The sequence below is a fragment of the Olsenella sp. SW781 genome (genome assembly GCF_012027725.1).
Taxonomy (GTDB): Bacteria; Actinomycetota; Coriobacteriia; order Coriobacteriales; family Atopobiaceae; genus Thermophilibacter.
Genome location: NZ_SJOU01000001.1, coordinates 197,638 through 223,507, shown reverse-complemented (window position 1 = coordinate 223,507; position 25,870 = coordinate 197,638). Strand labels below are relative to the sequence as shown.

Sequence of the window (25,870 nt, the reverse complement as noted above, 5' to 3'; positions counted from 1 at the left end):
CATGGCAACGCGAAGGGTCACCCTGGGCAGGGCGCTCGAGGTGCTCTCCTCGGGGAGGAGCTCGTTCGCCCAGCGTGACGAGCGGGTGGTCGTGCGCGTCCACGTGGACGCGACCTGCCCGCGCGCGGTCGTCGCCGCCGTGCGGGGCGCGCTCGTCGCGGAGCGGCCCGGAGGCATCGTCGACGTGCGCGGCCTCGCCGCCGCGCCCGAGGGCTCGGAGCCGGCCGACGTCGCGCTCGTCCTCGTGGGTGAGGGCCCCTGCGCGGCGCTCGCGCGCGCCTACGCCGGGGCCGGGGTGCCCGTCGCCATGGTCGCCGAGGGGGCGCTCGACGTTCCGCCGCTCGGGCTCGGCGAGCAGACCGCCCCGCTCGTGGGCATCATCGCCGGCTCGAGCGAGGCCGCGCTCCTCGACGGCCTCGCCGCCTGGCTTGCCCGATCCGCGGACAAGCCGCTCGCGCTCGCGGCCAACTTCCCCTTCTGCCGCCGTGCGGTGACCGACGCGCTCGTGGCGCGCAGGGCGCTCGAGAACGCGGCGGTGGGCGCGGTGAGCCTCATCCCGGGCTCCGACTTTCCCATCATGTGCGCGAGCCAGTGCTCCCTCGCGCTCGACATCGCCGCCGCGTACGGGCGAGACGTCGACCTCGAGCGGCTGGCCGAGCTCGCCGGCGTCATGGGCGGCGGCGTCGCGTACCGCTCGCTCGCCCGCGCCCTCGTGGGGCTCGTCCCGGGGCTGGGCGCCATCCTCAAGGCCTGCGTCGGCTACGGGGGGACCGTCGCCACGGCGCGCGCCATCAGGCTGCGGCTCGAGCTCGAGGACGACGGTCGCGCGAGTCGCCCCGCCGAGGGCGCGGCCCCCGCGGCCCCGGCCTCGGCCTCGCAGGCCCTCCCCGCGACCCCTCGCGCGGACGACTACGTCACGATCGGCGGGGGAGCGGCATGATGGCGCGGCGCGAGAACCTCTTCCACCTCGTCGAGCCGCTCCTCTCGCAGGTCGAGCATCCCTCCCGCTACCTTGACCACGAGTGGGGCGCGTGCGAGGAGCAGGAGGGGCCCTTCCACCTCTGCATGGTCTATGCCGACGTCTACGAGGTGGGGCAGCCCAACCTCGGCGTGGCCATCCTCTACAACGCCGTGAACGCTCAGCCGGACATGAGCTGCGAGCGCTGCTACCTCCCCTGGAGGGACATGGCGGCGCTCATGCGCGAGCGCGGCGTTCCGCTGCTCTCCCTCGAGGGCTCCGCGCCGCTCGCCTCGTTCGACGCCATCGGGTTCACGCTCGCGCACGAGCTCATCGCCACCAACGTCCTCGAGACGCTCGACCTCGCCGGCATCGCGCTCACGTCCGCCGAGCGCGACGAGGACGACCCCATCATCCTGGCGGGCGGCCCGTCCGCCTGGAACTGCGAGCCCCTCGCCCCCGCGCTCGACGCCGTCCTGCTCGGCGACGGGGAGGAGTCAATCGTCGAGGCGTGCGCGTGCATTCGAGACGCCCGGGCGCAGGGCGTCCCCCGCGCCGAGGTCCTGCGCCGCCTGGCGCGCGTCCCCGGCACCTACGTACCGTCGCTCTACGACGTGGCGGTGGACGAGACGACCACGCGCTGGGGCCGCGCGGTGCCGAGGGCGGGGGAGGACGTCCCCGAGGTCGTCCTCAAGCGCTGCCTCCAGGACTTCGCGGGGACTCCCGCCGTCGCCCAGAGGATCGTCCCCTACATGGGCATCGTCCAGGACCGGCTCTCGCTCGAGGTGCTGCGCGGCTGCGCGCGCGGCTGCCGATTCTGCCAGGCCGGCATGACGTATCGCCCCGTGCGCGAGCGCCCGGCGGAGCAGGTCGTCTCGTGCGGCGTGGAGGGGCTTCTCGCCAGCGGCCACAACGAGATCTCGCTCACGTCGCTCTCCACGACCGACCACTCCCAGTGCGAGGAGATCCTGGGCGGCATGAACGAGGGGCTCGCGGGGAGGGGCATCCGCGTCTCCATCCCCTCGCAGCGACTCGACTCGTTCGGGGTCGACATGGCGGCGGCCGTGGCGGGAGGGAAGCGCGGGGGGCTCACCTTCGCCCCCGAGGCCGGGAGCCAGCGCCTGAGAGACGTCATCAACAAGAACGTGACCGAGGATGACCTCGAGTGCGCCGCGCGCAACGCCTTCGCCCAGGGGTGGCGGCGCATGAAGCTCTACTTCATGATCGGGCTGCCGACCGAGACGGACGAGGACGTCGTTGGGATCGCGCGGATGGCCGAGCGCGTGCTCGAGATCGGACGCGAGGTCGTGGGGCGAGGCCCCAAGAGCGGCGTGTCGGTCTCGATATCCGTGGCCGTGCTCGTGCCCAAGGCCTACACCGCCTTCCAGTGGGTGGGCCAGCTCGACCCCGACGAGGTCCGCCGCCGCCAGCAGCTCCTGCTGCACGAGGTCCGCGACCGAGCCATTCGCGTCTCGTACCACGACGCCGACGTGTCGCTCGTCGAGGGCGCGCTCTCCAAGATGGGGCGCGCCGGCTTCGCGCTCGTCCGGCGCGCCTGGGAGCTCGGCTGCGCCTTCGACGCGTGGACGAGCGAGTTCAGGTTCGACCTCTGGGAGCGCGCCGCGAGCGAGTGCGGCCTCGGCCTCGCCGAGGTGGCGTGCGAGGAGTTCCCGCTCTCCGCGGCGCTGCCCTGGGACCACACGTCGCCCGGCGTCGCCAAGGGCTACCTGCAGCGTGAGTGGCTGCGCGCCGTGGAGGGGGTCACCACGCCCGACTGCACGCGGGAGAGCTGCACCGGCTGCGGGGTGTGCCCCGCGCTCGGCGTCGGCAACGTCATTCAGGGGGTGCGCTCATGACGAGGCAGCAGCCCTTCCCGGGGCGCCCGCAGGACCTTCCGACCAAGGCCGAGCTCGCGCGCCTGCGCGTGGAGTACGGAAAGGACGAGCGACTCGCCTACCTCGGCCACCTCGAGGTGATCGCCACCGTGGAGCGCTGCGTCAGGCGCGCCGGGCTGCCGTTCTCGATCGGCAACGGGTTCGCCCGGCGCATGCGGCTCCAGTTCTCGGGCGCCCTGCCCGTCGGGGCGAGCTCGGCGTGCGAGTACTACGACGTCCGGCTCACCGAGCGCGTCGACGCCGAGGAGGCGCTGGGCCTCCTGCGCGCCGCCACGCCGCCGGCGCTCGCCCCGACGCGCGCCGCCTACGCGCCCGGCTCCGCCCCCGCCCTCGAGGCGTGGCTGGACCGCTCGAGCTGGGAGGTCGAGCTCGTGGCGTCGCCCGCCGACGCCGGCCTGATCGAGCGCGCCGTGGAGTCCCTGCGGGCGCGTGGGACCCTCACCTACCTGCGCGGGGAGCGCGAGAAGACCGTCGATCTGGGCTCGACGCTCGTGGGCCTCTCGGCCGAGGACGGCCCCTGCGGCTCGGTGCGGCTCCGCGTGGAGACGCGCTCGGGCGAGCGCGCCTCGCTCCGCCCGCGCGCCCTCATCGACGCGGCGCTCGCCGAGGTCGGGCGCGGCATGCCCGACGCCGTGCGCGTCCGCAGGGTCGCGCAGCGCCATGAGGAAGATGGGCGTCTTGTGGAGCCTCTCTAGTTTTTTGCGAGCGAGCCGCGCGCGCCGCTATCCTGAGCAAGGCCGCATCGTCCCCGCATGAGCTCGGGCGCCGTCTTTTCCCTTACGGACCCGCAGGTCACGGCAACTCCTCGTTGACGCGCGAGGGCGCTGCTAGTAATATAAGCAACTGTTGCATTCACGCCAGCAATGAAGGGTTTCGCACATGTACGCAATCGTAGCAACTGGTGGCAAGCAGTATAAGGTTGCCAAGGGCGACGTCATCGACGTCGAGAAGCTCGACGCGCAGCCTGGCGACAAGGTCGAGCTTGACGTCCTTCTCCTGAACGACGGCACCACGACCATCGTCGACCCCGCCTCCCTCCAGGGCAAGAAGGTCACCGCCGAGGTCGTCGACCAGTTCAAGGGCGAGAAGGTCCTCGTCTTCAAGCTCAAGAAGCGCAAGCGCTATCACCGCACCAAGGGCCACCGTCAGAACCTGACGAAGCTCCAGGTCGTCGAGATTCCCGCGTAGTTTCGTATCTGAGTAGAAGGCAGGTCACACCATGGCTCACAAGAAAGGTCTCGGCTCGTCCCGCAACGGCCGCGATTCCAACGCCCAGCGTCTGGGCACCAAGCGCTACGGCGGCCAGTTCGTGAAGGCCGGCGAGATTCTCGTCCGTCAGCGCGGCACTCACATCCACCCCGGTGACAACGTCGGCATCGGCAAGGACGACACCCTGTTCGCCCTCACCGCCGGCACCGTCGAGTTCACCAAGGGCGTCAAGCACCGCGTGCACGTCCGCGAGGCGTAAGTCTCGGTCACATCGCACCCCAGGGCCCCGCTCGTCGGGGCCCTTTTCGTATCCCGGGCCGCGTCCGGCGAGGCGACGGGCCCCGGCGCTCGGACAGCTTCGCCACGCGCGGGGCGCGCGGCTGCAAAACTCGCGGCGGGCCGCGGCGGCCCTCGCCGAGCTGCGGCACCCCGGGCCCGACGAGCGGGGAGCTGGGGTGCGCGGATGCCCGAGGGACGCGGGGCTCGCCCCGCTGGGGTGCGTGCCCGCAGGTTGGACGCTGCCGGGCGGTTGCCGTACCATGGGGTTCCGACCAAAGGAGAAGCGCGTGGAGAACACGTTTACCGATCTTTCCCACATCAACGTCAAGGGCGGCGACGGCGGCGCGGGCTGCATGTCGTTCCGGCGCGAGGCCTATGTGCCCAAGGGAGGCCCCGACGGCGGGGACGGAGGGCGCGGCGGCGACGTCATCGTCGAGGCCGACCCCCAGCTCTCCTCGCTCATCGACTTCCGCTACAAGCACCACTTCCGCGCCGAGCGCGGGACGCACGGCCAGGGCGCCCGCCGGCACGGGCGCGACGGGGCGGACCTCGTGCTGCGCGTGCCGGTCGGGACGGTCGTCCGCGAGCTCGACCCCGAGACCCAGACGCCCGCCTACGACATCGCCGACCTCACGCGCCCCGGGGAGCGCGTGGTCGTCGCGCCCGGCGGCGCCGGGGGGCGAGGCAACATCCACTTCGTCACCTCCGTCCGCCGCGCCCCGGCCTTCGCCGAGAAGGGCGAGCCCGCGCGCGAGCACTGGATCGAGCTAGAGATGAAGCTCATGGCCGACGTCGCGCTCGTGGGCATGCCGTCGGTGGGCAAGAGCTCCATCATCGCGCGCATCAGCGCCGCGCGCCCCAAGATCGCCGACTACCCGTTCACGACGCTGGTCCCCAACCTGGGCGTCGCCCGCGCCGCCAGCGGCCAGTCCTTCGTCGTCGCCGACGTGCCCGGGCTCATCGAGGGCGCGAGCGAGGGCAGGGGCCTCGGCCACCAGTTCCTGCGGCACATCGAGCGCACCGCGCTCATCCTCCACGTCGTCGACGTGACGGGCGGCTACGAGGGCCGCGACGCGGTCGAGGACTACCACGCCATCAACGCCGAGCTCTCGGCCTATGCCGCCGAGCTCGCCGAGCGCCCGCAGATCGTCGTGGCCAACAAGTGCGACCTTCCGGGCGTCGATGACCAGGTTGAGCGCCTGCGCGCCGCCGCTGAGGCCGACGGGCGGGCGTTCTTCTCGGTCTCTGCCGCCACGGGCGTCGGGCTCGACGCCCTCGTGAGCGCCTGCGCGGCCGACGTCGCGCGCCTGCGCGCCGCCGCGGCGGAGTCCGGGCCCGCCCCCGACCTCAGCGAGCGCTGGGAGCTCGAGCGGCAGCGCCGCGACCGCCAGATCCGCGTCTCCCGCGAGGAGCGCCACGCCTGGCGCGTCACCGGCTCGCAGGTGGAGCGCATGGTCGTCCAGACCGACTGGGACAACGACGAGGCCGTCGCCTACCTCCAGCACCGCTTCTCCCGGTGCGGGCTCGACGACGCGCTCGCGAAGGCGGGCGCCGTCAGCGGCGACGAGGTCCGCATCCTCGAGCTCGCCTTCACCTTCGAGGGCGCCGACGAGGCCCCCGACTTCGACGAGGTCGCGGACGGGGACGACGAGGTCCTGGCGGGGGAGGGCGAGGCCTAGATGGGCGTCCCGAGGCTGCTGGTCGTCAAGGTCGGGTCCTCCACCCTCGTCGACGGGGGCGGGGCGCTCGACCGCGCCTTCATCCGCTCGCTCTGCGACCAGGTCGCCGCCCTCGTCGCGCGGGGGACGCGGGTCGTCGTCGTGTCCTCGGGCGCCGCGGCCGCAGGCCGTGACGTCCTCGGCTTCGCCGAGCGCCCGGACGACATCGCCACGCTGCAGGCGTGCGCCGCCGCGGGGCAGGCGAACCTCACGCAGGCATACGCCGACGTCCTCGCCGAGCGGGGCATCCCCTGCGGTCAGGTCCTGCTCACCCGGCGGGACGTCATGGACCGGGACGGCTTCCTCAACGCAAGGAGCACGCTCGCCCGCCTGCTCGAGCTCGGCGCGGTCCCCGTCGTCAACGAGAACGACACCGTCTCGACCGCCGAGTTCGCCTTCGGCGACAATGACATGCTCGGCGCGCTGGTCGCCGCGCTCGTGGGGGCCGACCTCTACGTCATCTGCTCGGACGTCGAGGGCCTCTACACCGCCAGCCCCCAGGAGGACCCGGGGGCCGAGCTGATCGGCCGCGTGAGTGAGATTACCCACGAGCTCATGTCCGTCGCGGGGGGCGCCGGGACCTCGTTCGGGACGGGCGGGATGGCCTCCAAGCTCCGCGCCGCCCGCGCGATGCTCGCCGCGGGCATCCCCATGGTCGTCTGCCGCGGTCGGCGCGAGCGGGTGCTCGAGCAGGTCGTCTCCGGCGAGGCCGTCGGCACGCGCTTCGAGGCGCCCGCAGGCTCCCCCCACGAGGGCGGCAGGAAGCTCTGGATCGGTCTCGCGGAGGTCCCGCGCGGCACGATCACCCTCGACGAGGGCGCCGCGCGCGCCGTCCTCGAGAACGGCGCCTCGATCCTGCCCGTCGGCGTCGTCTCGACGACGGGCGGCTACGCCGCGGGGGACGTCGTGAACGTCCGCTCGCCCGAGGGCGACGTCATCGGGCGCGGCGTGGCGCGCTACTCGTCGGAGGACATGGGCCGCGTCCGCGGCATCAAGCTGGACGTCATCGCGCGGTTCCTCGGCGAGGACCGCGCCCAGCCGGCCGTCCACCGCGACGACCTCCTCGTCTTCTAGCCCCCTGCCCGCGGGGCCGCGGCGAGGCGGACGCTATATAATCGGGGTCAGACCCTGCGAAAGGAGCGGCCCATGTCAGAGGCTCGCACCAAGGCCTCGCTCGCGCGCGAGGCGTCCATACGGCTCGGTCGCTCGAGCGCGGCCGACAGATCGAGCGCCATACGCGCCGCCGCGCGGCTCATCCTCGAGCGCTCCGCCGACATCTGCGCGGCGAACGCGCGGGACCTCGCGCGGGGGAGGGAGGCCGGCATGCCGGCGCCCCTCCAGGACCGCCTGCTGCTCGACGACGGGCGCCTTCGCTCCATCGCCTCGGCCCTCGAGGACATCGCGCGCCAGGACGACCCGCTCGGCCGCGTCGTCGGCGGGCGCACCCTCGAGTGCGGGGTCCGCATCGAGCAGGTCAGCGTCCCGCTCGGCGTTGTCGCCATCGTCTACGAGGCGCGTCCCAACGTCACGGCGGACGCGTTCGCGCTCTGCGTGCGCTCCGGGAACGCCTGCGTCCTGAAGGGCGGCTCCGCGGCCCGCGAGTCCTGCGAGGCGATCGCCGCCGCATGCCGTGAGGCGCTCGCTGAGGCGGGGCTGCCCGCAGACGCCCTGCAGTACGTCTCCGACGACGCCGCCCACACGGAGACCGACGAGCTCATTCGCGCCAACGACCTCGTCGACGCCCTCATACCGCGGGGCGGCGCCGCGCTGATCCGCCGCTGCGTGGAGCGCGCGACCGTCCCCGTCATCGAGACGGGCACCGGCAACTGCCACATCTACCTCCATCGCGAGGCCGACGCCGAGAAGGCCGTGCGGATCGTCACGAACGCCAAGTGCTCCCGCCCCGGGGTCTGCAACGCCGCGGAGTCCCTCCTCGTCGACTCGTGCGCCGCGGCGCGGCTCCTGCCGCCCGTCCTTCTCGCCCTCTCCGAGCGGGGGGTCGAGCTCGTGGGCGACGATGCGGCCCGCTCCGTCGCCGCGTCGTGCGGCGTCGAGATGGGGGTCGCCACCGAGGTGGACTGGGGGACCGAGTACCTGGACCTCAAGATGTCCGTCTGCTGCGTCGAGGGCGTCGAGGAGGCCATCGAGCACGTCAACCGCTACGGGACCGGGCACTCCGAGGCCATCGTGAGCGAGTCCTACGGCGCCTGCGAGGCGTTTCTCGCCGGGGTCGACGCCGCGGCCGTCTACGCCAACGCCTCGACCCGCTTCACCGACGGAGGGGTCTTCGGGCTCGGCGGCGAGATCGGCATCTCGACCCAGAAGCTTCACGCGCGCGGGCCCATGGGCGCCGCGGCGCTCACCACGACGAAGTACCTCGCCCGCGGGGACGGGCAGGTGCGATGAGCGTCGACGTCTCCGCGCTGCGCGCCGCCGACCTGCCCGTCCTCGGTGCGGACGAGGGGCGCACCTACCGCCTCGGCATCATGGGCGGGACCTTCGACCCCATCCACCACGGCCACCTCGTCGCGGCGGAGCAGGCCTTCGACGACCTCGGGCTCGACCTCGTGGTGTTCATGCCGGCCGGTCGCCCGGCCTTCAAGCTCGACCAGGACGTCACCTCGGGCGAGGAGCGCTTCGCCATGACGCTGCTCGCGACGGCCGACAACCCCCACTTCGTCGCCTCGCGCTTCGAGATAGACCGCGACGGCGTCACCTACACGGCCGACACGCTCCGGCTGCTCCGCGAGCTCTACCCGCCCAATGTCGAGTTCTACTTCATCACGGGCGCCGACGCCATCACCGAGATCGTCACCTGGCGCGACGCCGCGGACATAGCCCGGCTCGCGCACCTCGTGGGCGCGACGCGCCCGGGCTATGACCTCGACCGCGCCTGGGACGTCATCGCCGCCTCGGGGCTCGACTTCGACGTGACGTACCTCTCCGTCCCCGCGCTCGCCATCTCGTCGAGCTACCTCCGCGAGCGCGTGCGTGCCGGGCAGAGCCTGCGCTACCTCACGCCGGACCAGGTCACGGGATACCTCCACAAGCACGGCCTCTATGGCGCCAGCAGGGGAAGGTACGGCCAGACCGGGGAGGTGGTCTCCTAGTGGGCGGCAGGAGTCGCGCCGGGGCCGTCGCGTACGCGCCCGAGGAGCGCGCGCTCCTCGCGAGGATCGAGTCCGACGTCTCCGGGCACCTCGCGAGGAAGCAGCGACGCCTCGCGCACTCGCTCTCGGTCGCCCGGACCGCCGAGCGGCTCGCGGTGGCCTACGGGGTGGACCCCTTCCTCGCGCGCGCCGCGGGGCTGCTCCACGACTGGGCCAAGGCGTCCTCCGCCTCTGAGCAGCTCGAGGCCGCGCGCGGGCTCGGCCTCGACTTCGGGGTCGACCTCGAGCTCGTCCTTCCGCTGCTCCATGGCGTGATCGCCTCCCGGACGCTGCCGACGCGCTACCCCGAGCTGCCCTCCGAGGTGTGGCACGCCATCTCCGTCCACACCTCCGCCGCGCCTGACATGTCCCCGCTCGACGAGGTGCTCTTCGTCGCGGACGGGATCGAGCCGCTCCGGCCCGACACGCCCGGCATAGAGCGGAGCCGCTCGCTCGTGGGCGTGGCGTCGCTTGACGACCTCTTCTGGGAGTCCTTCGTCGGCGGCATCGTCTACGTCCTCGAGGGAGGACGCTACCTCTATCCCGGCACCATCGAAGTCTACAACGCCCTCGCCGCGCGCCGCGCCGAGGGTCGCCCGTAAGGAGAAGAACATGCCCCTCACCCCGCTCGAGATCGCCCGCGTCGCCGCCCGCGCGGCAGACGACAAGAAGGCGGAGGACCTCGTCTGCCTCGACCTCACCTCGCTCACCGACGTCTGCGACTACTTCGTCATCTGCACCGGGGCGAACGCCCGCCAGGTCGACGCCATCGTCGACGAGGTCCGGGAGCGCGTCTCCAAGAACTGCGGCGTCTCGCCCCTCTCCTGCGAGGGGAGGGAGGCGCTCTCCTGGGTGCTCGTCGACTACGGCTCGGTCGTCGTCCACGTCTTCCGCCCCGAGTCGCGCGACTTCTACCGCCTCGAGACCCTCTGGGGCGACGCCCCTCGCCTCGACCTTGCCTAAAAGGGGACAGGCCCCTTTTAGGCAAGCTATCTCGTCCGCATCGTGCTAGCCTTCTTGCCACGCGGTGAGGAGGCAATCATGGCACGAAGCCCCAGGGTTCGTGCCGAGCAGGGCTTCTACCATGTCGTCCTGCGCGGCAGCGGACGTCAGATCATATTCGAGTGCGACGGCGACAGGAGGCTCTTCCTCCTGCTCGCGCGGGAATGCCTGGGCGACGCCGGGATCAACGTGCTCGCGTGGTGCCTCATGAGCAACCACGTCCACCTGCTCCTCGAGGATTCGGCAGACGAGCTCAGCCATGCCATGCATCGGCTCGCCGGACGCTATGCCGCGCACTTCAACCGGCTCACCGGGCATGTCGGCCACGTCTTCGACGGGAGGTTCAAGAGCGTCCCCGTCACCTCGGACCGCCAGCTCCTTCAGGTCGTGCGCTACATCCACGACAACCCGGCGCGCGCCGGCATATGCCGCGCGGAGGAGTATCCGTGGAGCAGCTACGCCGAGTATGCCGGCGGCGCCACGATTCTGGCACGCACGGGGACCGTCCTCGACATGCTCGGCGGGCCAGAGGGGTTCGTCGACTTCAGCGCGGGCGCCGACTACCTCGGCTACGTTGAGCGGCTGGGGGCACGCGTGTCAGACGACGAGGCGCTCGCCGTGGCGCGCGAGACCCTCGGGGACGTCGAGCCCTCCGCCCTGAAGGCGATGGGCCGCGCCGAGAGAGACCGGCTCCTTCAGCTGATGCGCGACGCGGGCCTCACCATCCGGCAGGTCGAGCGCCTCACGGGCATAGGGAGAAGCACGATCTCGCATGCGACCCATCGTCGCAGGGATGCCTAAATGGGGCCTGTCCCCCTTTAGGCAACGTATAATCGTCCCATGGACGGAGCTTCGAACATCGTGTCCCTGGAGTGGGAGGGCCCGGCCGTGGGCCTGCTCGACCTCGACGCCTTCTTCGCGTCCGTCGAGCAGCTCGACCATCCCGAGTGGCGGGGGAGGCCCGTCATCGTGGGCGGCTCGGCGGATCGCCGCGGGGTGGTCTCCACGGCGTCATACGAGGCGCGGCGCTTCGGCGTGCGCTCGGCCATGCCCTCGGCCACCGCGCGTCGCCTGTGCCCCGACGCAATATGGACGCAGGGGCGATTCGACCGCTACCGCGAGATGAGCGCCCGGGTGATGGGAATCCTCGGAGAGGAGACGCCCCTCGTCGAGCAGGTCTCCATCGACGAGGCGTTCTTCGACGTCACCCCGGGGCGCTTCTCGCGCGAGAGCCCCGTCGCCATCTGCTGCCGCGTCCAGAGGAGGGTGGCCGAGCTCGGCGTCACCTGCTCCATCGGGCTCGGGGCCAACAAGACCGTCGCCAAGATCGCCTCCGAGCGCGAGAAGCCCCGCGGCCTCACCGTGGTCCCGCCCGGCACCGAGCGGGCGTTTCTCGCCCCGCTGCCGGTGGGCGCCATGAGCGGCGTCGGCCCCGCGACCGAGGAGCGCCTGAGGCGCATGGGCATCCGCACGCTCGGCGAGCTCTCACGCGCCGACGTGCGCGCGCTCGAGCGGGAGTTCGGCGTCCTCGGCCCCAGGATGGCGGTGCGGGCCGCCGGGCGCGAGCGGAGCCGCGTCGCCGAGGCCGCCGCGCCCGACGACGTCAAGTCGGTCTCCAACGAGCGCACCTTCTCGTCCGACCTGACGGAGCGCGACGAGATCGAGGCCGCGATACTGCACGTCGCCGCCGTCGTGGGGCGCCGCCTGCGCCGCAAGGGCCTCAAGGGGCGCACGGTGACGCTCAAGCTGAAGTACGACGTCGGGCACGGGCACACCGCCCAGCGCGCGCTCCCCGCGCCGACCGACGACGAGCGCGTCTTCGGGAGGGCGGCCGCGGCGCTGCTCGACGAGGTGTGGGCGCCGGGGATGCCGGCGCGGCTCGTGGGGGTGGGCGTGTCGGGGTTCGACGGGCCGGGCGCGGAGCAGCTCGCGCTCTTCGGCGATTCCGCCGGAAGCGACGCGGGCGTGACGCGAGACCTCTCGGCGCTCGGCCGCGTGACGGACGCCGTCCGCGACCGCTTCGGGGACGCGGCGGTGGGCTACGGGCGCGACCTGCGCTTCAGGCAGAGGACCTCTGACACGGCCCCGCTGAACAAGTCGGACTTCTGACGGCGGCGACCCATCGCCCCGGCCAGGTCGCCCTCGTCAGGCGAGGGGGAGAAGGACGGTGAAGGTCGTCCCCTCCTCGGGGCTCGAGGCGGCCCCGATCGTGCCGCCATGCGCCTCGGCGATGCTGCGTGCGATCGCGAGGCCGAGCCCGAAGCCCCCCTGCGGCTGGCGCTCGCGCGCGCGGTCGGTGCGGTAGAACCGCTCGAAGAGGTGCTCGAGGTCCTCTGGCGCGATGACGTCGCCGAGGTTGGTGACCGCAAGGCGGCAGCGCCGACCCTCCCGGGCGAGCGCGACGCGCACCTCGGTGCCGCGCGCGGCGTACTTCGTCGCGTTGTCGAGCAGCGTCCGCACGAGCCTCCCGAGCTGCGAGGGGTCCCCGACGACGGAGAGGCCGGGCTCGAGGGAGCTCTCGATCGAGCAGCCCCGCTCGAAGGCGACGGCGTCGAACTCGAGCGCGCAGCCGTCGACGAGCGCGCTGAGGTCCACGCGCTCGGCGGCGGCGCGCTCCCCGGAGGCCCGCTGCTCGTCGGCGCGCGCGAGGGTGAGCAGGTCCTCGACCAGGCCCTTCATGTGCTTGGCCTCCTCCGCCGTGCTTCTCGCCCAGCGCCGGGCGTCCTCGGGCACGCCCTCGGCCGTCTCGAGGATCTGCGCGTTGGCGAGTATCACGGCGAGCGGGGTCTTGAGCTCGTGCGAGGCGTCGGAGACGAAGCGCCTCTGCTGGTCCCACGCCTCCTCGACGGGGCGCAGGATCCAGCGGGCGAGGCGCCTCACGACGAGCAGGAGCGCGGCCATGGCCACGAGGAAGATGGCCGCGTCCATCGTCGCCTGCGCGCGCAGGGCGGCGTCCCTCGAGTAGGTGTCGGCGAGGGCCACGCGCCAGCCGCTGGGCGTCGAGGCCCGCATCCAGGCAACGTGATAGGAGGAGTTCCTCCCGGACGCCGACTCGCTCGAGAGCGCCTCGGCGAGAAGCTCCTCGAGCGCGGGGTCGGAGATCGTGAGGGGGGTGGCGCTGCTCAGGCTGACCGTGCCGTCGAACCCCACGTCGACCGCGACGGCGAGCATGACGTCCGCGCCACGCCCGTCGCCGTCGCCGATTCTGGCGGCGGCCCAGCTCTCTGCGGAGAGCGCGCGCGTGAGCAGGTCGTCGGTCAGGGCCTGCTGCGTGGTGTAGGACGAGAAGAACGAGGAGCCGAGCGAGGCGAGAAGGACGGCGCCGGCGATCGACATCGCGACGGCGATGAAGTTGCGGCGCAGCCGCGCGAGCATCGGCTCTCGCCGGGCGCTATCGCTCGAACGTCTCAAGGCGGTAGCCGAGCATCCTGAGGGTCGTGATCTGGACGGCGGACCCCACGTGGGCGAGCTTCTTGCGCAGGAACGAGACGTAGGCCTCGACGGAGTTCTCGGACGCCTCGGCGTCGGCCCCCCAGACCTTGAGGAGGAGGTCCTGCTTGGAGACGACGCGCGCCGAGGAGCTCATGAGGACGCTCATGACCTCGAACTCCTTGCCGGAGAGGTGGACGGAGGACTCGCCGCAGGAGAGGTCGTGCGTCTCGAGGTCGAGGCGGATGTCGCCGAAGGTCAGCTCGTCGAGCATGACGTCGCCGCGGCGGCGCGTGAGGGCCCGCAGGCGGGCGAGGAGCTCGGCCGCCTCGAAGGGCTTCGTCATGTAGTCGTCCGCGCCGGAGTCGAGGCCCTCGACCTTGTCGGCGGTCGAGGAGCGGGCGGTGAGGAGCAGCACGGGCGTCGCGGAGCCCTCGCGCCGCATCTCGTGCACCACGTCGTAGCCGCTCATGCCGGGCAGCATCACGTCGAGCACCACGGCGTCGTAGGCCCCCGAGAGGGCCGACCTGAGCCCGGAGGTGCCGTCGTAGACCGCCTCGGCGTTGTAGGAGGCCCCCTCCAGGATGCGGACGATGGCGTCCGCGAGGTTTCTCTCGTCCTCGACGACCAGTATGTTCATAGGTGCCCCCTGTCGGCCTCGGCTGCACTTGTCGCTGCTATCCTACCCACCGAGCCTTAATTTCTCCTGAACTCGCCCGGGCGCGCACGGACTCGACGCCAGCCGTTCACAAAAACTGCACCTTGCGACCACATTGAGGAGCGGTATGATGTCTAACTGCTATGTGGCTATGCGGTGCGGCCTACCTACCAACCACGCGCACCGCACGTATCGGAGGAGTTTTCATTGGCAGTTAAGATTCGCCTGGCCCGCCACGGTGCCAAGAAGCGCCCGTACTACCGCGTCGTCGTCGCCGACGGCCGCATGCCGCGCGACGGCCGCTACATCGAGGAGGTCGGCCGCTACAACCCGCTGACCACCCCGAAGGTCATCGACATCAACCTCGAGAAGGTCGACGAGTGGGTCGCCAAGGGCGCCCAGCCGACCAACGCCGTCGCCCACCTGATCGACATCGCCCGCACCGGCGAGCCCGTCGTCGAGAAGAAGGCGAAGCTCTCCAAGAAGGCCGCCGCCAAGGCCGCTGCCGCCGCCGAGGCTGCCGCCGAGGCCGACGCCGAGTAGGCGCGCCCCATGGAGGCCACGGACAGCGCGCTCGACGGGGCGCAGGGGCGCGAGCTCCCGTCCGACCGGGTCGCCGACCTCGTCGAGTACATCGTGTGCGGGCTCGTCGACGACCAGGAGGCCGTGTCGCTCGACGTGACGGACAGCGAGGGCTCGTCCCTCATCGAGGTCACGTGCTCCGAGGACGACGCCGGACGCGTCATCGGCCGCAAGGGCCGCACCATCAAGGCCATCCGCACTCTCGCGCGCGCCCTCGGGCAGCGCGTGGGCACGATGGTCGAGGTCGAGGTCGTAGGCTAGGGGCGCATGCGCGAGCGCTACAGGACCATAGCCCGCGTCGCCAAGGCGCGCGGGAGAAGAGGGGAGGTCGTGACGGAGCCCGTCCACGGCCTTCCCTCACTTGTGCGCGAGGGGCTCGAGGTCGCCGTGCTGCCGCCCGAGCTCAAGGGGCCGCGCTGGCGCACCGTCGTCTCGGCCTCGGGCGAGGGGCGCGCGGGGAGACTCGTCGCGCTCTCGGGCGTCGGCGACGTCTCGTCGGCCGAGCGCCTCGTCGGCCGGTTCCTGCTCGCCCGCGAGCGCGACCTGCCGGAGGACCTCGCCCTGCACGACCCGGAGCGCCTCGTGGGCCGGGAGGTCGTGGGCGAGGGGGACGGCCGCCGCGCGCGGATACGCGAGGTCATGAGCGGCCCCGCGAACGACGTGTGGGTCCTCGACGTCGACGGCGGCGGCGAGGTCCTCGTCCCGGTGGTCGACGAGGTCGTCTCGACGGTGCCCGACGAGGGGCCCATCCCCATCCGCGTCCCGCGCGGGCTCGGCTGGCCGGGGGAGGGGGGGTCGCTGTGATATTCGAGACCCTCTCCGTCTTCCCCGACGTCTTCGCCCCCTATCTCGACGCGTCCATCATGGGCCGCGCCCAGCGCGCGGGCGTCTTCGAGTTCCGCGCGCACGACCTGCGCGACTGGACGCACGACCGCCACCGCACGGTGGACGACGCGCCGTTCGGCGGGGGGCAGGGGATGCTCATGAAGCCCGCCCCCATCTTCGAGGCGATCGACGACCTCTCGTCGCACGGCCCCGCGCCCCACGTCGTGTTCTTCTCGCCCTGCGGCGCCCGCTTCGACGAGGCGCGCGCCGAGGAGCTCTCGCGGCGCGAGCGCGTGCTGCTCGTCTGCGGACGGTACGAGGGCATGGACGAGCGCGCCTACTCGCTCGCCGACGAGGTCATATCGCTCGGCGACTACGTCCTCACGGGCGGCGAGCTGGCGGCGCTCGTGGTCATCGACGCGACGGTCCGCCTGCTGCCGGGCGCCCTGGGCGACGAGAGGAGCGCGGAGGACGAGTCGTTCTCCTCTGCCGGCCTGCTCGAGTACGCCCAGTACACCCGCCCCGCGAGCTATCGCGGCATGGAGGTGCCCGAGGTGCTCCTCTCGGGCGACCACGCCCGGGTCGACGCCTGGCGGAGGCGCAGCGCGATCGAGCGCACCGCCCGCTGGCGGCCCGACCTGCTGGGGGCGGCCGAGCTCACGACGGAGGAGCGCGACTTCGCCGAGCGGGTCGCGCGCGAGACGAGGGGGGACGGCGCTCATGGCGAGTCATGAGGCCCCGGGGCGCGAGGGATTCCTCGCCCGCCACGGCTGGATCATCGGGAGCGTCGCCTTTGCGGTCGGCGTGGCGTTCCTGCTCAGGACCTTCGTCGGGATGCCCTACTACGTCCCCTCCGGGTCGATGCGCGACACGATCCTCGAGGGCGACATGCTGCTCGGCGAGAAGGTGAGCCTGCGCTTCGAGGCGCCCGCCCAGGGCGACATCGTCACCTTCGAGAGCCCGCTCGACGGGGAGACCCTCATCAAGCGCGTCGTCGCGGTGGGCGGCCAGACCATCGACCTCGTCGACGGCGCCGTCTACGTCGACGGGGAGGCGCTCGACGAGCCCTACGTCGGCGGGAGGCCGACCTACTCGCTCTCGGACCTCGAGGGCTCCGCGGGCATCGAGTACCCCTACGTCGTCCCCGACGGCTGCGTCTGGGTCATGGGGGACAACCGAACCAACTCCAAGGACTCGCGCTACTTCGGCCCCGTGAGCGTCGATGACGTAACATCGAGGGCACTGTTCATCTACTGGCCGCTCTCTCGCATCGGGGCGCTCTAGCCCCTGACCTAGGGAAGGACTGATATGAGAGACTCCGCGCTGACGTTCCAAGACATGATCCTCGCGCTCGAGCGCTACTGGGCCGCCCAGGGCTGCACCGTCATGCAGCCCTACGACTCGGAGGTGGGCGCGGGCACCTTCCACACCGCCACGACGCTCCGCTCGCTCGGGCCCAAGCCCTGGCGGACCTGCTACCCGCAGCCGTGCCGCCGCCCGGCGGACGGGCGCTACGGCGAGAACCCCAACCGCATGCAGCACTACTACCAGTTCCAGGTGATCCTGAAGCCCTGCCCCGTCGACTCGCAGGACCTCTACCTCGGCTCCCTCAAGGCCATCGGGCTCGACCCGGCCGAGCACGACGTCCGCTTCGTCGAGGACGACTGGGAGAGCCCGACGCTGGGCGCCTGGGGCCTCGGCTGGGAGGTCTGGATGGACGGCATGGAGGTCACCCAGTACACCTACTTCCAGCAGGTGGGCGGCATCGAGTGCGACCCCGTGCCCGTGGAGATCACCTACGGCCTCGAGCGCATCGCCATGTACATCCAGGGCGTGGACTCCGTCTACGACGTCGTCTGGTCGTATCTGCCCGACGGCACGCCCATGACCTACGGCGACGTGTTCCACGAGAACGAGTACGAGTTCTCCACCTACAACTTCGAGGTGGCCAACGTCGAGATGATGCGGCAGAAGTTCGACGACTACGAGGCCGAGTGCCACTCGTGCCTCGAGCGCCGCCTCCCGCTGCCGGCGTACGACTGCGTGATGAAGTGCTCCCACGCCTTCAACCTGCTCGACGCCCGCGGCGCCATCTCGGCGACGGAGCGCGCCAACTACATCCTGCGCGTCCGCACGATCGCGAAGCTCTGCTGCGAGAGCTACCTCGCGGAGGTGGCGGGAAAGACCGACGGAGACGCACAGAAGGGGGAGGTGGCCTAGATGGCCGAGACCCGAGACTTCCTGCTTGAGATCGGCACCGAGGAGATGCCGTCCGCGCCGCTCATGAACGCCGCCGGCCAGCTCGGCGGGCTCGTCGCCAAGGGGCTTGACGCCGCCGGGCTCTCCCACGGGGAGGTGCGCGTGATCTCCACGCCGCGCCGCCTCGCCGCCCTCGTCGCGGACGTCGCCGTCGCGACCGAGGAGATCCACGAGGTGAAGCGCGGGCCCAAGGCCGCCATCGCGTTCGACGACTCCGGCGCGCCCACCAAGGCCGCCCTCGGCTTCGCCCGCAAGTGCGGCGCCGAGGCCGCCGACCTCGTCCGCCGCGTCGACGCCGATGGCAACGAGTACGTCTTCGCCGAGAGGAGCGTCCCCTCCGAGCCCGCCGCCCCCATCCTCTCCCGGCTCTCCGCCGAGGTCATCGGCGGCCTGCAGTGGCCCAACTACCGCAGCCAGCGCTGGGGCTCCGAGCACGCCACGTTCGTGCGCCCCATCCGCTGGATCTGCGCGCTTCTCGGCACCGACGTCGTCCCCGTGTCCTATGCCGACGTCACCTCGTCCAACGTCACGCGCGGCCACCGCGTGCTGGCGCCGGGCGAGCACGTCGTCGCGTCTCCCGCCGACTACGAGGCCACGCTCGAGCGGGCCTTCGTGCTCTCGGCCGAGCGCCGGGCCGAGGCCATCCGCGAGGGCATCGCGCGCATCGAGGCCGAGCGCGGGGGCGCTCGCGTGGACACCCCCAAGCGCATCTTCGACGAGGTCGTGAACCTCTGCGAGTGGCCCACGGTCCTCGTGGGCACCTTCGACGAGGCATTCCTCGAGGTCCCGCATGAGATCATCTGCGAGTCCATGCTCTCCAACCAGCGCTACTTCCCGATCTACGACGCCTCGGGAGAGCTCACGCGCGAGTTCGTCGTGGTCTCGAACGCCGACCCCGCGGTCTCCAAGACCGTCGTCGCCGGCAACGAGAAGGTCGTGCGCGCCCGCCTCGACGACGCCAAGTTCTTCTATGACGAGGACCTCAAGCGCCCGATGGAGGAGTTCGTTGAGCGCCTCGGCTCGGTGACCTTCCAGGAGCGGCTCGGCACGATGCGCCAGAAGGTCGAGCGCATGGAGGGGCTCGCCGCCGCCGTCGCCACGCAGGCGGGGGAGGACGAGGCGGGGGTCGCGGCCGCCGCGCGCGCCGCGCACCTCGCCAAGGCCGACCTCGTCTCCCAGGCCGTCGTCGAGTTCACCAACCAGCAGGGCGTCATGGGAGGCTACTACGCCGCCGCAGCCGGCGAGGCCCCCGAGGTCTGCGACGCCATCCGCGAGCACTACCGCCCGCGCTTCGCCGGCGACGAGCTCCCGTCCGGCACCTGCGGCCGCTGCGTCGCCATCGCCGACAAGCTCGACACCATCTGCGGCATCTTCGCGATCGACGAGCCGCCCACCGGGTCCTCCGACCCCTATGCGGTCCGCCGAGCGACCATCGGCGTCATCGCCATGCTCCGCGCGCTCCCGGGCTGCGACCTTCGTCGGCTCATCGGCCTTGCGCTCGGCGCCTACCAGGCCCAGGGCCTCGAGTTCGACCTCGAGGCGGTGGCCGCCGCCGTCGTGAGGTTCTTCCAGGCGCGCCTCGTCGCCATCGCGCGCGACGAGGGCCTGCGCCCCGACACGATTGAGGCCGTCTCCGCGGTGGGCGTCATCGACCCCGTCGAGTTCATGGCCCGCGCCCGCGCCCTCGAGGACGCACGCTCGCAGAGCCCCGAGGTCTTCGACGACCTCGCCACGGCGTACGCCCGCGCCGCCCACCTCGCCGACGCGAGCCTCGGCTCCGACGTCGACGCCTCGCTTCTCGGCGACGCCGAGCGCGCCCTGCTCGCTGCCTGCGACGAGGGCGAGGGCAGGGTCGCGTCCGCGCTCGCCGAGAAGGACTTCCGCGCGGCGATCGACGCCCTTGCCGAACTCAAGACGCCCATCGACCGATTCTTCGACGACGTCCTTGTCATGGACGAGGATACTGAGGTAAGGGAGAACCGCCTGCGCCTCCTCAATCGCTTCGTTGAAGTCTTCGTGGGGATTGCCGACATCGGCGCGCTCTCTCGGAAGAAGTAGGCTACGGTGGGACGGGGTATGCCCCGTGAAGCCTGATAGGTACAGGAGGACTCGTGGTGACTAAGCTCGATCTGGATGACGACATCTTCGGTCAGGTCGTCCCCCTCATCTTCGTTCTTTCCGACGCTCGTGGCGAGACGGCCAACACCGTCGTCATGGCCGCCGCCGCACAGTTCGGCGACGGGTCCGTCGACATCGAGCGCCTCTCCAACGTCAAGGACGTCGACACCGTCCGCGCGTTCCTCGACGAGAACTACGACGAGAGCCGCCCGTGCGCCGTGTTCCACACGTTCGCCAACGGCACGCTGCGCCGCGAGATCCGCCGCGAGCTCGACCGCCGCGGCATCCCCTCCATCGACCTGCTCGGTCCGGCCGTCACGGTCATCTCCACGCTGACGGGCGAGGAGCCCACGCGCGAGATCGGCGCAATCTACAAGGATGAGAGCTCGGCCAACTAAACGGCCAAATCGCATTCCATGTTACTACCTTTGGGGCCGCGCCGCAGGGCGCGGCCCCGTTTTTCTCGCCGTCGCGCCGCTTACCTACTCAGCGGGACCAGATGCAGAAAATCGGTTGCGAGGGGTCCCGCGATTGTTACCATGACCTATGGCCGCGCGATGGCGGTGCGCGACCGAGCTGTAAGGGCGCGTCCTTGGCGGGACGCGTCAGGAACCCTAGGAAAGCAAGGGGAAAACATGGCAGAAAAGCATGTATACCGCTTCGGCTTCGACGCCAACGGCAACAACGTGACCGAGGTCGCGGGAGAGTCCGTTGCCGAGGCCAAGTGGATCACCGGCGGCAAGGGCGCCAACCTCGCCGAGATGGCCAACATCGGCCTGCCCGTCCCTCCCGGATTCACGATCACCTGCCAGACCTGCGTCGCCTACTCCAGCGCCGGCAACGTGTGGCCTGAGGGCGTCCTCGACGAGATCGACGAGTACCGCAAGGACCTCGAGGAGCGCATGGGCAAGAAGCTCGGCGACTCCGACGACCCGCTGCTCGTCTCCGTCCGTTCCGGCGCCCCCTTCTCCATGCCGGGCATGATGGACACCGTCCTCAACCTCGGCCTCAACGATGACTCCGTCCAGGGCCTCATCAAGCAGACCGAGAACCCCCGCTTCGCCTACGACTCCTACCGCCGCTTCGTCCAGATGTTCTCGGACGTCGTCATGGGCGTCTCCGGCCAGCTCTTCGAGGACGCCATCGCCGCCAAGAAGGCCGAGAAGGGCGTCAAGCTCGACACCGAGCTCGACGCCGACGACCTCAAGGACCTCGTCGCCACGTTCAAGCAGATCTTCGCCGAGAACGTCGACGCCGAGAAGTACCCCGAGGTCCTCGTGGACGGCAAGATCGAGTTCCCGCACGACCCGCTGGTGCAGCTCCGTCTCGCCGAGCAGGCCGTCTTCGGCTCCTGGAACACCGACCGCGCCATCCTCTACCGCAAGCAGAACAAGATCCCCGACGAGCTCGGCACCGCCGTCAACGTTCAGGTGATGGCGTTCGGCAACAAGGGCAACACCTCCGCCACCGGCGTCGCGTTCACCCGCAACCCCGCTGACGGCACCAACGAGCGCTACGGCGACTTCCTGGTCAACGCCCAGGGCGAGGACGTCGTGGCCGGCATCCGCAACACCGAGCCGATCGCCGACCTGCCCAAGGTCCCGGGCCTCGAGGAGGCTGGCAAGGAGCTCTTCCACGTCTTCGAGATCCTCGAGGACCACTACGCCGACATGATGGACCTCGAGTTCACCATCGAGCAGGGCAAGCTGTGGATGCTCCAGACCCGCGTGGGCAAGCGCACCGCCCTCTCCGCACTCAAGGTCGCCATCCAGATGTACGAGGAGGGCCGCATCTCCAAGGAGGAGGCGGTCATGCGCGTTGCCCCCGAGCAGCTCGACCAGCTCCTCCACCCGCAGTTCGACCCCAAGGCAGACTACAAGGTCATCGCCAAGGGCCTCAACGCCTCCCCGGGTGCCGCCGTCGGCGCCGTCGTGTTCTCCTCCGCTGACGCCGAGGCCTACGCCGAGGCCGGCAAGCCCTGCATCCTCGTGCGCTGGGAGACCACCCCGGACGATCTCCACGGCATGGTCGCTGCCGAGGGCATCCTGACCTCCCACGGCGGCAAGACCTCCCACGCGGCCGTCATCGCCCGCGGCATGGGCGCCCCGTGCGTCTGCGGCGTCGACGCCCTCCAGATCGACGCGGTCAACAAGGTCTGCACCGTCGCCGGCACCGACATCACCCTCCACGAGGGCGACGTCATCTCCATCGACGGCACCACCGGCGACGTCATCCTCGGCGAGGTCGCCCTCGTCCGTCCGGAGCTCGGCGGCGACCTCCAGACCATCCTCGACTGGGCCGACGAGGTCCGTCTCAACGCCGACCGCGGCCGCGTGATCGGCGTCCGCGCCAACGCCGACAACCCGGCCGACGCGCAGCTCTCCAAGGACAACGGCGCCTCCGGCATCGGCCTGTGCCGCACCGAGCACATGTTCCTCGGCGAGCGCAAGCAGCTCATCCAGAACTTCATCCTCGCCGACGACGAGGCCGTCAAGGCCGACGCCGTCGAGAAGCTCGGCGCCGCCCAGAAGGGCGACTTCCTCGAGATGTTCAAGGCCATGGACGGCATGCCCGTCATCGTGCGCCTGCTCGACCCGCCCCTGCACGAGTTCCTCGAGGACCCGCGCGACCTCGACGTCGAGATCGCCAAGGAGGAGGCCGCCGGCAAGGACGTCTCCGAGAAGAAGGCGCTTCTCGCCAAGCTCGACTCCTTCCAGGAGGCCAACCCGATGCTCGGCCTTCGCGGCTGCCGCCTCGGCCTGGTCTACCCCGAGCTCAACGTCATGCAGGTGAAGGCCATCGCCTCCGCCACCGCCGAACTCCAGAAGCAGGGCCTCAGCCCCAAGCCGGAGATCATGATCCCGCTCGTGGCCTTCGAGGAGGAGCTCGCCCTCGTCCGCGAGGTCGTCGAGGAGAACATCAAGGCCGTCGCCGAGGAGTACGGCGTCGAGCTCGACATCCCGGTCGGCACCATGATCGAGATTCCGCGCGCTGCCATCACCTCCGAGGACATCGCCAAGCACGCCGACTTCTTCTCCTTCGGCACCAACGACCTCACGCAGATGGGCCTCGGCTTCTCCCGTGACGACGTTGAGGCTGCCTTCATGCCGCTCTACCTCGACAAGAAGATCTGCAAGACGAACCCGTTCGCCACGCTCGACAAGGGCGTTGCCAAGCTCGTCAAGATGGGCGTCGAGGGCGGCCACGCCGGCAACCCGGACATCGTCTGCGGCGTCTGCGGCGAGACCGGCGGCGATCCCGAGTCCATCCACATGTACTACGACCTCGGTCTCGACTACGTGTCCTGCTCGCCGTACCGCGTGCCCATCGCGCGCCTCGCGGCCGCCCAGGCCAAGATCGAGGCCAACGGTGGCGCCGAGAAGGTCGCCAAGTAGCGCCTGAGCGTCATCTGCGTCTCTCAAGCGGGAGGGGGCCACGTGCCCCCTCCCGTCATTTGGGGACGTGTTATTTCTCTCAGAGTTTTTGGGACAGGCCTTCCCGTGCATGCGCGGTATTGCGTGCGGGTGACTTCGTCGCTTGCGTGCTTGACCTGTCCCATTTTTTCTGAGAGAAATAACACGTCCCCAAATGACAGAGGAGATAGGATGAGGGTCCTGACGCGCGCCGAGCTCGAGATCGCCGAGCACGAGCGGCTCTCCCCGGACGCCACGTTCGCGAGCGACTCCCGGGGGCGGCGCGTTCCCGAGGAGCCCGATGCCCTCAGGACGTGCTTCCAGTGCGACCGCGACCGCATCCTGCACTCGAAGAGCTTCAGGCGGCTTGCGCACAAGACGCAGGTGTTTCTCGCCCCCGAGGGAGACCACTACCGCACCCGCCTCATCCACACCCTCGAGGTCTCCCAGGTGGCTCGCTCAATCGCGCGGCCGCTCGGCCTGAACGAGGACCTGACCGAGGCCATCGCCCTCGGGCACGACCTCGGGCACACCCCCTTCGGCCATGTGGGCGAGCGCGCGCTCAGCCGCGCCCTCGCGCGGCACCGCGGGCAGCCCGAGGGCGCGGGTCGGCTCTTCGCGCACAACGAGCAGGGCGCGCGCATCGTGGACGTTCTCGAGCGCAACGGCCGCGGGCTCAACCTCTCCCGCGAGGTGGTCGATGGCATCCGCTGCCACACGGGCTCGCTCCGGGCGGGCACGCTCGAGGGCCGCGTCGTCGCGCTCGCCGATCGCATCGCCTATGTCTGCCATGACATCGACGACGCCGAGCGGGCGGGGATGCTCAGGGAGTCGGACCTTCCTTCGGAGTCATGCGAGAGGCTCGGCTCGAGCTCGTCGGAGCGAATCGAGACGATGGTCCACGACGTGGTGTCCATGAGCTCCAGAAGCGGCGACATCCTGATGTCCGAGGGGGTGTGGGGGGCGATGATGTCCCTGCGCTCGTTTCTCTTCGAGCGGCTCTACTCGCGCGGAGACGCAAAGTGGGAGGAGCCCAAGGCATACGCGATGCTCGTCGACCTCTTCGGGTACTTCGTCGGGCACCCTGACGAGGTTCCCGCCGAGTACCGTCTCCACGACGACCCGCTTGACGTGCAGGTGGCCGACTTCGTCTCCGGCATGACCGACCGATATGCCATCCGCGTCTACGAGGGCCTCAAGATACCGAGGTCATGGAGAAGGCGCTGAGCCCTCCGCTACGGGGCGCGCTTCCCCTACACTGACATGCGACGGATGGCGAGAAGGACCTCTCGCCGCGCTCGCTCGCAGAAGAAGGGGGAGGAGATGTCCCGTCGCGGCAGCGGGTGCCTCACGGCGCTCGCCCTCGTTCTCTCGATCGCGTTCGTCGCCCTTGCGGCGACGCTGCTCATGCTCGTCGCGAACGGCGGCGGCCCCGGTTCCCCCGAGCCCGAGCGCACGTCCGAGCGCGTCGTCGCGGACTCCTTCGACGAGTACTCCTGGCAGGAGCTCTCCGACATCGCCGGCCTCATAGCCGCCGCGCCCTCCGACGAGGAGGGGAGGGCCATCGCCTCCCAGCACGGGATCGAGGTCGGTGCCGCGCGGACGCTGACCCTCGGAGACGGCAGCGTCGTCGAGCTGCGCGTCGTGGGGATTCGCGCCGACGAGCGCGCGGACGGGGGCGGCGTTGCCGGCCTCACCCTCATGACCTCGCCCATCGCCCTGCGACCGTTCTCCGACGACAAGAACGCGGGGGGCTGGGAGACGTCCGACCTCAGGTCCTGGCTCGCGGGGGAGGGGGCGAGCCTCCTGCCCGACGAGCTCGTCTCGTGCGTCGTTCCCGTGCTGAAGGTCACCGACAACGTCGCCGTGCGCTATGGCGACTCGGATGCCGTGGGCTCGCTCACGACGACCGCCGACGCGCTCTGGGCCCCCTCCGTCTCGGAGGTGTGCGGCGAGGTGGACTGGTTCGCGCGGGAGTACGGGACCACCCCGAGCGCCAGCTCGGAGTACGTCGACTTCGGGCCCTACGATGCTGCCCTATCCGCGCAGGGCGAGCAGTACGAGTACTTCTCCGACGCGGGGGTCGACGGCTCGAGCACCTCGGCGGCGCTCGTCATGGCGTATGGCGGGACGGCGTGCAACTGGTGGTATCGGACCTCGTACCCCTATGCGCTCGAGGGCTGGGAGCAGCGCATGGTCTACCAGGTCATGTCCTCCGGCTACCCCAGCATGACGAGCGGCCCGGGCGAGCGGGTCGGGGTCGTCGTGGGGCTCTGCCTCTGAGTTGTGTTCTTCTTGTCTAGCGACGCCAGCTGCCGTATACTAAGGCGCTGTGTGTAAGCCTATGTGCCGTTCAAGCGTGGCGGCACCTCTAGA

26 protein-coding genes are annotated in these 25,870 nt (G+C 70.9%); 24 read left to right on the top strand and 2 right to left on the bottom strand.

The annotated features are described in order from the left end of the window. The first annotated feature begins 1 nt into the window (after position 1). From E0L17_RS01000 to dinB, 13 genes are all read left to right on the top strand, one after another. Positions 2–940 carry a hypothetical protein gene (locus E0L17_RS01000; RefSeq protein WP_206108923.1) on the top strand — a complete coding sequence of 313 codons (939 nt, stop codon included), beginning with the start codon at positions 2–4 and terminating at the stop codon, positions 938–940. After that, positions 940–2,814, top strand: a complete 1,875-nt coding sequence (locus tag E0L17_RS00995; protein ID WP_353652923.1) for a TIGR03960 family B12-binding radical SAM protein — start codon at positions 940–942, stop codon at positions 2,812–2,814. Before E0L17_RS01000 ends, E0L17_RS00995 begins: the two co-directional genes overlap by 1 nt. Beyond that, complete coding sequence (locus tag E0L17_RS00990) at positions 2,811–3,548, top strand: TIGR03936 family radical SAM-associated protein (protein WP_167929420.1); 738 nt, start codon at positions 2,811–2,813, stop codon at positions 3,546–3,548. Before E0L17_RS00995 ends, E0L17_RS00990 begins: the two co-directional genes overlap by 4 nt. Positions 3,549–3,732: 184 nt before the next feature. After that, positions 3,733–4,041, top strand: coding sequence for a 50S ribosomal protein L21 (gene rplU, locus E0L17_RS00985; RefSeq protein ID WP_167929419.1), 309 nt, complete (start codon positions 3,733–3,735; stop codon positions 4,039–4,041). 31 nt (positions 4,042–4,072) lie between these two features. Beyond that, positions 4,073–4,321 carry a 50S ribosomal protein L27 gene (gene rpmA, locus E0L17_RS00980; protein WP_075576640.1) on the top strand — a complete coding sequence of 83 codons (249 nt, stop codon included), beginning with the start codon at positions 4,073–4,075 and terminating at the stop codon, positions 4,319–4,321. 307 nt (positions 4,322–4,628) lie between these two features. Continuing rightward, positions 4,629–6,020 carry a GTPase ObgE gene (gene obgE, locus E0L17_RS00975; RefSeq protein WP_167929418.1) on the top strand — a complete coding sequence of 464 codons (1,392 nt, stop codon included), beginning with the start codon at positions 4,629–4,631 and terminating at the stop codon, positions 6,018–6,020. Beyond that, the gene (gene proB / locus E0L17_RS00970; RefSeq protein WP_167929417.1) at positions 6,021–7,133 is read left to right on the top strand and encodes a glutamate 5-kinase; all 1,113 of its coding nucleotides are present in this window, start codon (positions 6,021–6,023) and stop codon (positions 7,131–7,133) included. Positions 7,134–7,205: 72 nt separating this feature from the next. Further along, complete coding sequence (locus tag E0L17_RS00965; RefSeq protein WP_167929416.1) at positions 7,206–8,465, top strand: glutamate-5-semialdehyde dehydrogenase; 1,260 nt, start codon at positions 7,206–7,208, stop codon at positions 8,463–8,465. Continuing rightward, complete coding sequence (gene nadD / locus E0L17_RS00960) at positions 8,462–9,169, top strand: nicotinate-nucleotide adenylyltransferase (RefSeq protein WP_167929415.1); 708 nt, start codon at positions 8,462–8,464, stop codon at positions 9,167–9,169. The genes E0L17_RS00965 and nadD overlap by 4 nt, the downstream gene beginning before the upstream one ends. Continuing rightward, positions 9,169–9,810: a bis(5'-nucleosyl)-tetraphosphatase (symmetrical) YqeK gene (gene yqeK, locus E0L17_RS00955; RefSeq protein WP_167929414.1), complete on the top strand. Its 642-nt coding sequence runs from the start codon at positions 9,169–9,171 to the stop codon at positions 9,808–9,810. The genes nadD and yqeK overlap by 1 nt, the downstream gene beginning before the upstream one ends. 10 nt (positions 9,811–9,820) lie before the next feature. Continuing rightward, positions 9,821–10,171: a ribosome silencing factor gene (gene rsfS, locus E0L17_RS00950; protein ID WP_167929413.1), complete on the top strand. Its 351-nt coding sequence runs from the start codon at positions 9,821–9,823 to the stop codon at positions 10,169–10,171. Positions 10,172–10,249: 78 nt separating this feature from the next. Then, positions 10,250–11,011 carry a transposase gene (locus E0L17_RS00945; protein WP_167929412.1) on the top strand — a complete coding sequence of 254 codons (762 nt, stop codon included), beginning with the start codon at positions 10,250–10,252 and terminating at the stop codon, positions 11,009–11,011. A 39-nt stretch (positions 11,012–11,050) separates the two neighbouring features. Continuing rightward, positions 11,051–12,319, top strand: a complete 1,269-nt coding sequence (gene dinB, locus E0L17_RS00940; protein WP_167929411.1) for a DNA polymerase IV — start codon at positions 11,051–11,053, stop codon at positions 12,317–12,319. Between the two features lie 36 nt (positions 12,320–12,355). Here the strand turns inward: dinB and E0L17_RS00935 are convergent, their stop codons facing one another. Both E0L17_RS00935 and E0L17_RS00930 read right to left on the bottom strand, forming a co-directional pair. Next, positions 12,356–13,621 (bottom strand): sensor histidine kinase, encoded by a 1,266-nt coding sequence (locus E0L17_RS00935; RefSeq protein WP_167929410.1) that lies wholly within the window; start codon positions 13,619–13,621, stop codon positions 12,356–12,358. Further along, positions 13,602–14,279 carry a response regulator transcription factor gene (locus tag E0L17_RS00930; protein ID WP_167929409.1) on the bottom strand — a complete coding sequence of 226 codons (678 nt, stop codon included), beginning with the start codon at positions 14,277–14,279 and terminating at the stop codon, positions 13,602–13,604. The genes E0L17_RS00935 and E0L17_RS00930 overlap by 20 nt, the downstream gene beginning before the upstream one ends. A gap of 225 nt (positions 14,280–14,504) precedes the next feature. Between E0L17_RS00930 and rpsP the strand changes: the two genes are divergently transcribed. The 11 genes from rpsP to E0L17_RS00875 all read left to right on the top strand — a co-directional run bounded on the left by rpsP (position 14,505) and on the right by E0L17_RS00875 (position 25,777). Beyond that, positions 14,505–14,840: a 30S ribosomal protein S16 gene (gene rpsP, locus E0L17_RS00925; protein WP_075280206.1), complete on the top strand. Its 336-nt coding sequence runs from the start codon at positions 14,505–14,507 to the stop codon at positions 14,838–14,840. Positions 14,841–14,849: 9 nt separating this feature from the next. Next, positions 14,850–15,140, top strand: a complete 291-nt coding sequence (locus tag E0L17_RS00920) for a KH domain-containing protein (RefSeq protein ID WP_167929408.1) — start codon at positions 14,850–14,852, stop codon at positions 15,138–15,140. Positions 15,141–15,146: 6 nt separating this feature from the next. Beyond that, positions 15,147–15,683, top strand: coding sequence for a ribosome maturation factor RimM (locus E0L17_RS00915; protein ID WP_167929407.1), 537 nt, complete (start codon positions 15,147–15,149; stop codon positions 15,681–15,683). Continuing rightward, complete coding sequence (gene trmD / locus E0L17_RS00910) at positions 15,680–16,438, top strand: tRNA (guanosine(37)-N1)-methyltransferase TrmD (protein ID WP_167929406.1); 759 nt, start codon at positions 15,680–15,682, stop codon at positions 16,436–16,438. Before E0L17_RS00915 ends, trmD begins: the two co-directional genes overlap by 4 nt. Beyond that, a complete protein-coding gene (lepB, locus tag E0L17_RS00905) occupies positions 16,425–16,988 on the top strand; it encodes a signal peptidase I (RefSeq protein WP_167929405.1) in 564 nt (187 codons plus the stop codon). Before trmD ends, lepB begins: the two co-directional genes overlap by 14 nt. Before the next feature lie 24 nt (positions 16,989–17,012). Beyond that, on the top strand, positions 17,013–17,924 hold the full coding sequence (locus tag E0L17_RS00900; protein ID WP_075280202.1) for a glycine--tRNA ligase subunit alpha: 912 nt from the start codon (positions 17,013–17,015) through the stop codon (positions 17,922–17,924). Then, positions 17,925–20,021, top strand: coding sequence for a glycine--tRNA ligase subunit beta (glyS, locus tag E0L17_RS00895; protein ID WP_167929404.1), 2,097 nt, complete (start codon positions 17,925–17,927; stop codon positions 20,019–20,021). 56 nt (positions 20,022–20,077) lie between these two features. Further along, entirely contained in the window at positions 20,078–20,479 is a 402-nt protein-coding gene (locus E0L17_RS00890; protein WP_167929403.1) for a kinase/pyrophosphorylase, read from the top strand. Positions 20,480–20,716: 237 nt separating this feature from the next. After that, on the top strand, positions 20,717–23,476 hold the full coding sequence (ppdK, locus tag E0L17_RS00885) for a pyruvate, phosphate dikinase (RefSeq protein ID WP_167929402.1): 2,760 nt from the start codon (positions 20,717–20,719) through the stop codon (positions 23,474–23,476). Between the two features lie 210 nt (positions 23,477–23,686). Continuing rightward, on the top strand, positions 23,687–24,721 hold the full coding sequence (locus tag E0L17_RS00880) for a deoxyguanosinetriphosphate triphosphohydrolase (RefSeq protein WP_167929401.1): 1,035 nt from the start codon (positions 23,687–23,689) through the stop codon (positions 24,719–24,721). A 45-nt stretch (positions 24,722–24,766) separates the two neighbouring features. Next, positions 24,767–25,777, top strand: coding sequence for a DUF6273 domain-containing protein (locus tag E0L17_RS00875; protein ID WP_167929400.1), 1,011 nt, complete (start codon positions 24,767–24,769; stop codon positions 25,775–25,777). The last annotated feature ends 93 nt before the right edge of the window (positions 25,778–25,870 follow it).

Coding starts and splice junctions, on each gene's coding strand:
- E0L17_RS00990 (WP_167929420.1), top strand. CDS start 2,811: ATGACGAGGCAGCAGCCCTTCCCGGGGCGCCCGCAGGACCTTCCGACC.
- E0L17_RS01000 (WP_206108923.1), top strand. CDS start 2: ATGGCAACGCGAAGGGTCACCCTGGGCAGGGCGCTCGAGGTGCTCTCC.
- glyS (WP_167929404.1), top strand. CDS start 17,925: ATGGCCGAGACCCGAGACTTCCTGCTTGAGATCGGCACCGAGGAGATG.
- E0L17_RS00880 (WP_167929401.1), top strand. CDS start 23,687: ATGAGGGTCCTGACGCGCGCCGAGCTCGAGATCGCCGAGCACGAGCGG.
- proB (WP_167929417.1), top strand. CDS start 6,021: ATGGGCGTCCCGAGGCTGCTGGTCGTCAAGGTCGGGTCCTCCACCCTC.
- E0L17_RS00995 (WP_353652923.1), top strand. CDS start 940: ATGGCGCGGCGCGAGAACCTCTTCCACCTCGTCGAGCCGCTCCTCTCG.
- nadD (WP_167929415.1), top strand. CDS start 8,462: ATGAGCGTCGACGTCTCCGCGCTGCGCGCCGCCGACCTGCCCGTCCTC.
- E0L17_RS00915 (WP_167929407.1), top strand. CDS start 15,147: ATGCGCGAGCGCTACAGGACCATAGCCCGCGTCGCCAAGGCGCGCGGG.
- E0L17_RS00900 (WP_075280202.1), top strand. CDS start 17,013: ATGAGAGACTCCGCGCTGACGTTCCAAGACATGATCCTCGCGCTCGAG.
- dinB (WP_167929411.1), top strand. CDS start 11,051: ATGGACGGAGCTTCGAACATCGTGTCCCTGGAGTGGGAGGGCCCGGCC.
- E0L17_RS00965 (WP_167929416.1), top strand. CDS start 7,206: ATGTCAGAGGCTCGCACCAAGGCCTCGCTCGCGCGCGAGGCGTCCATA.
- rplU (WP_167929419.1), top strand. CDS start 3,733: ATGTACGCAATCGTAGCAACTGGTGGCAAGCAGTATAAGGTTGCCAAG.
- E0L17_RS00875 (WP_167929400.1), top strand. CDS start 24,767: ATGGCGAGAAGGACCTCTCGCCGCGCTCGCTCGCAGAAGAAGGGGGAG.
- ppdK (WP_167929402.1), top strand. CDS start 20,717: ATGGCAGAAAAGCATGTATACCGCTTCGGCTTCGACGCCAACGGCAAC.
- rsfS (WP_167929413.1), top strand. CDS start 9,821: ATGCCCCTCACCCCGCTCGAGATCGCCCGCGTCGCCGCCCGCGCGGCA.
- E0L17_RS00945 (WP_167929412.1), top strand. CDS start 10,250: ATGGCACGAAGCCCCAGGGTTCGTGCCGAGCAGGGCTTCTACCATGTC.
- E0L17_RS00930 (WP_167929409.1), bottom strand. CDS start 14,279: ATGAACATACTGGTCGTCGAGGACGAGAGAAACCTCGCGGACGCCATC.
- lepB (WP_167929405.1), top strand. CDS start 16,425: ATGGCGAGTCATGAGGCCCCGGGGCGCGAGGGATTCCTCGCCCGCCAC.
- rpmA (WP_075576640.1), top strand. CDS start 4,073: ATGGCTCACAAGAAAGGTCTCGGCTCGTCCCGCAACGGCCGCGATTCC.
- E0L17_RS00920 (WP_167929408.1), top strand. CDS start 14,850: ATGGAGGCCACGGACAGCGCGCTCGACGGGGCGCAGGGGCGCGAGCTC.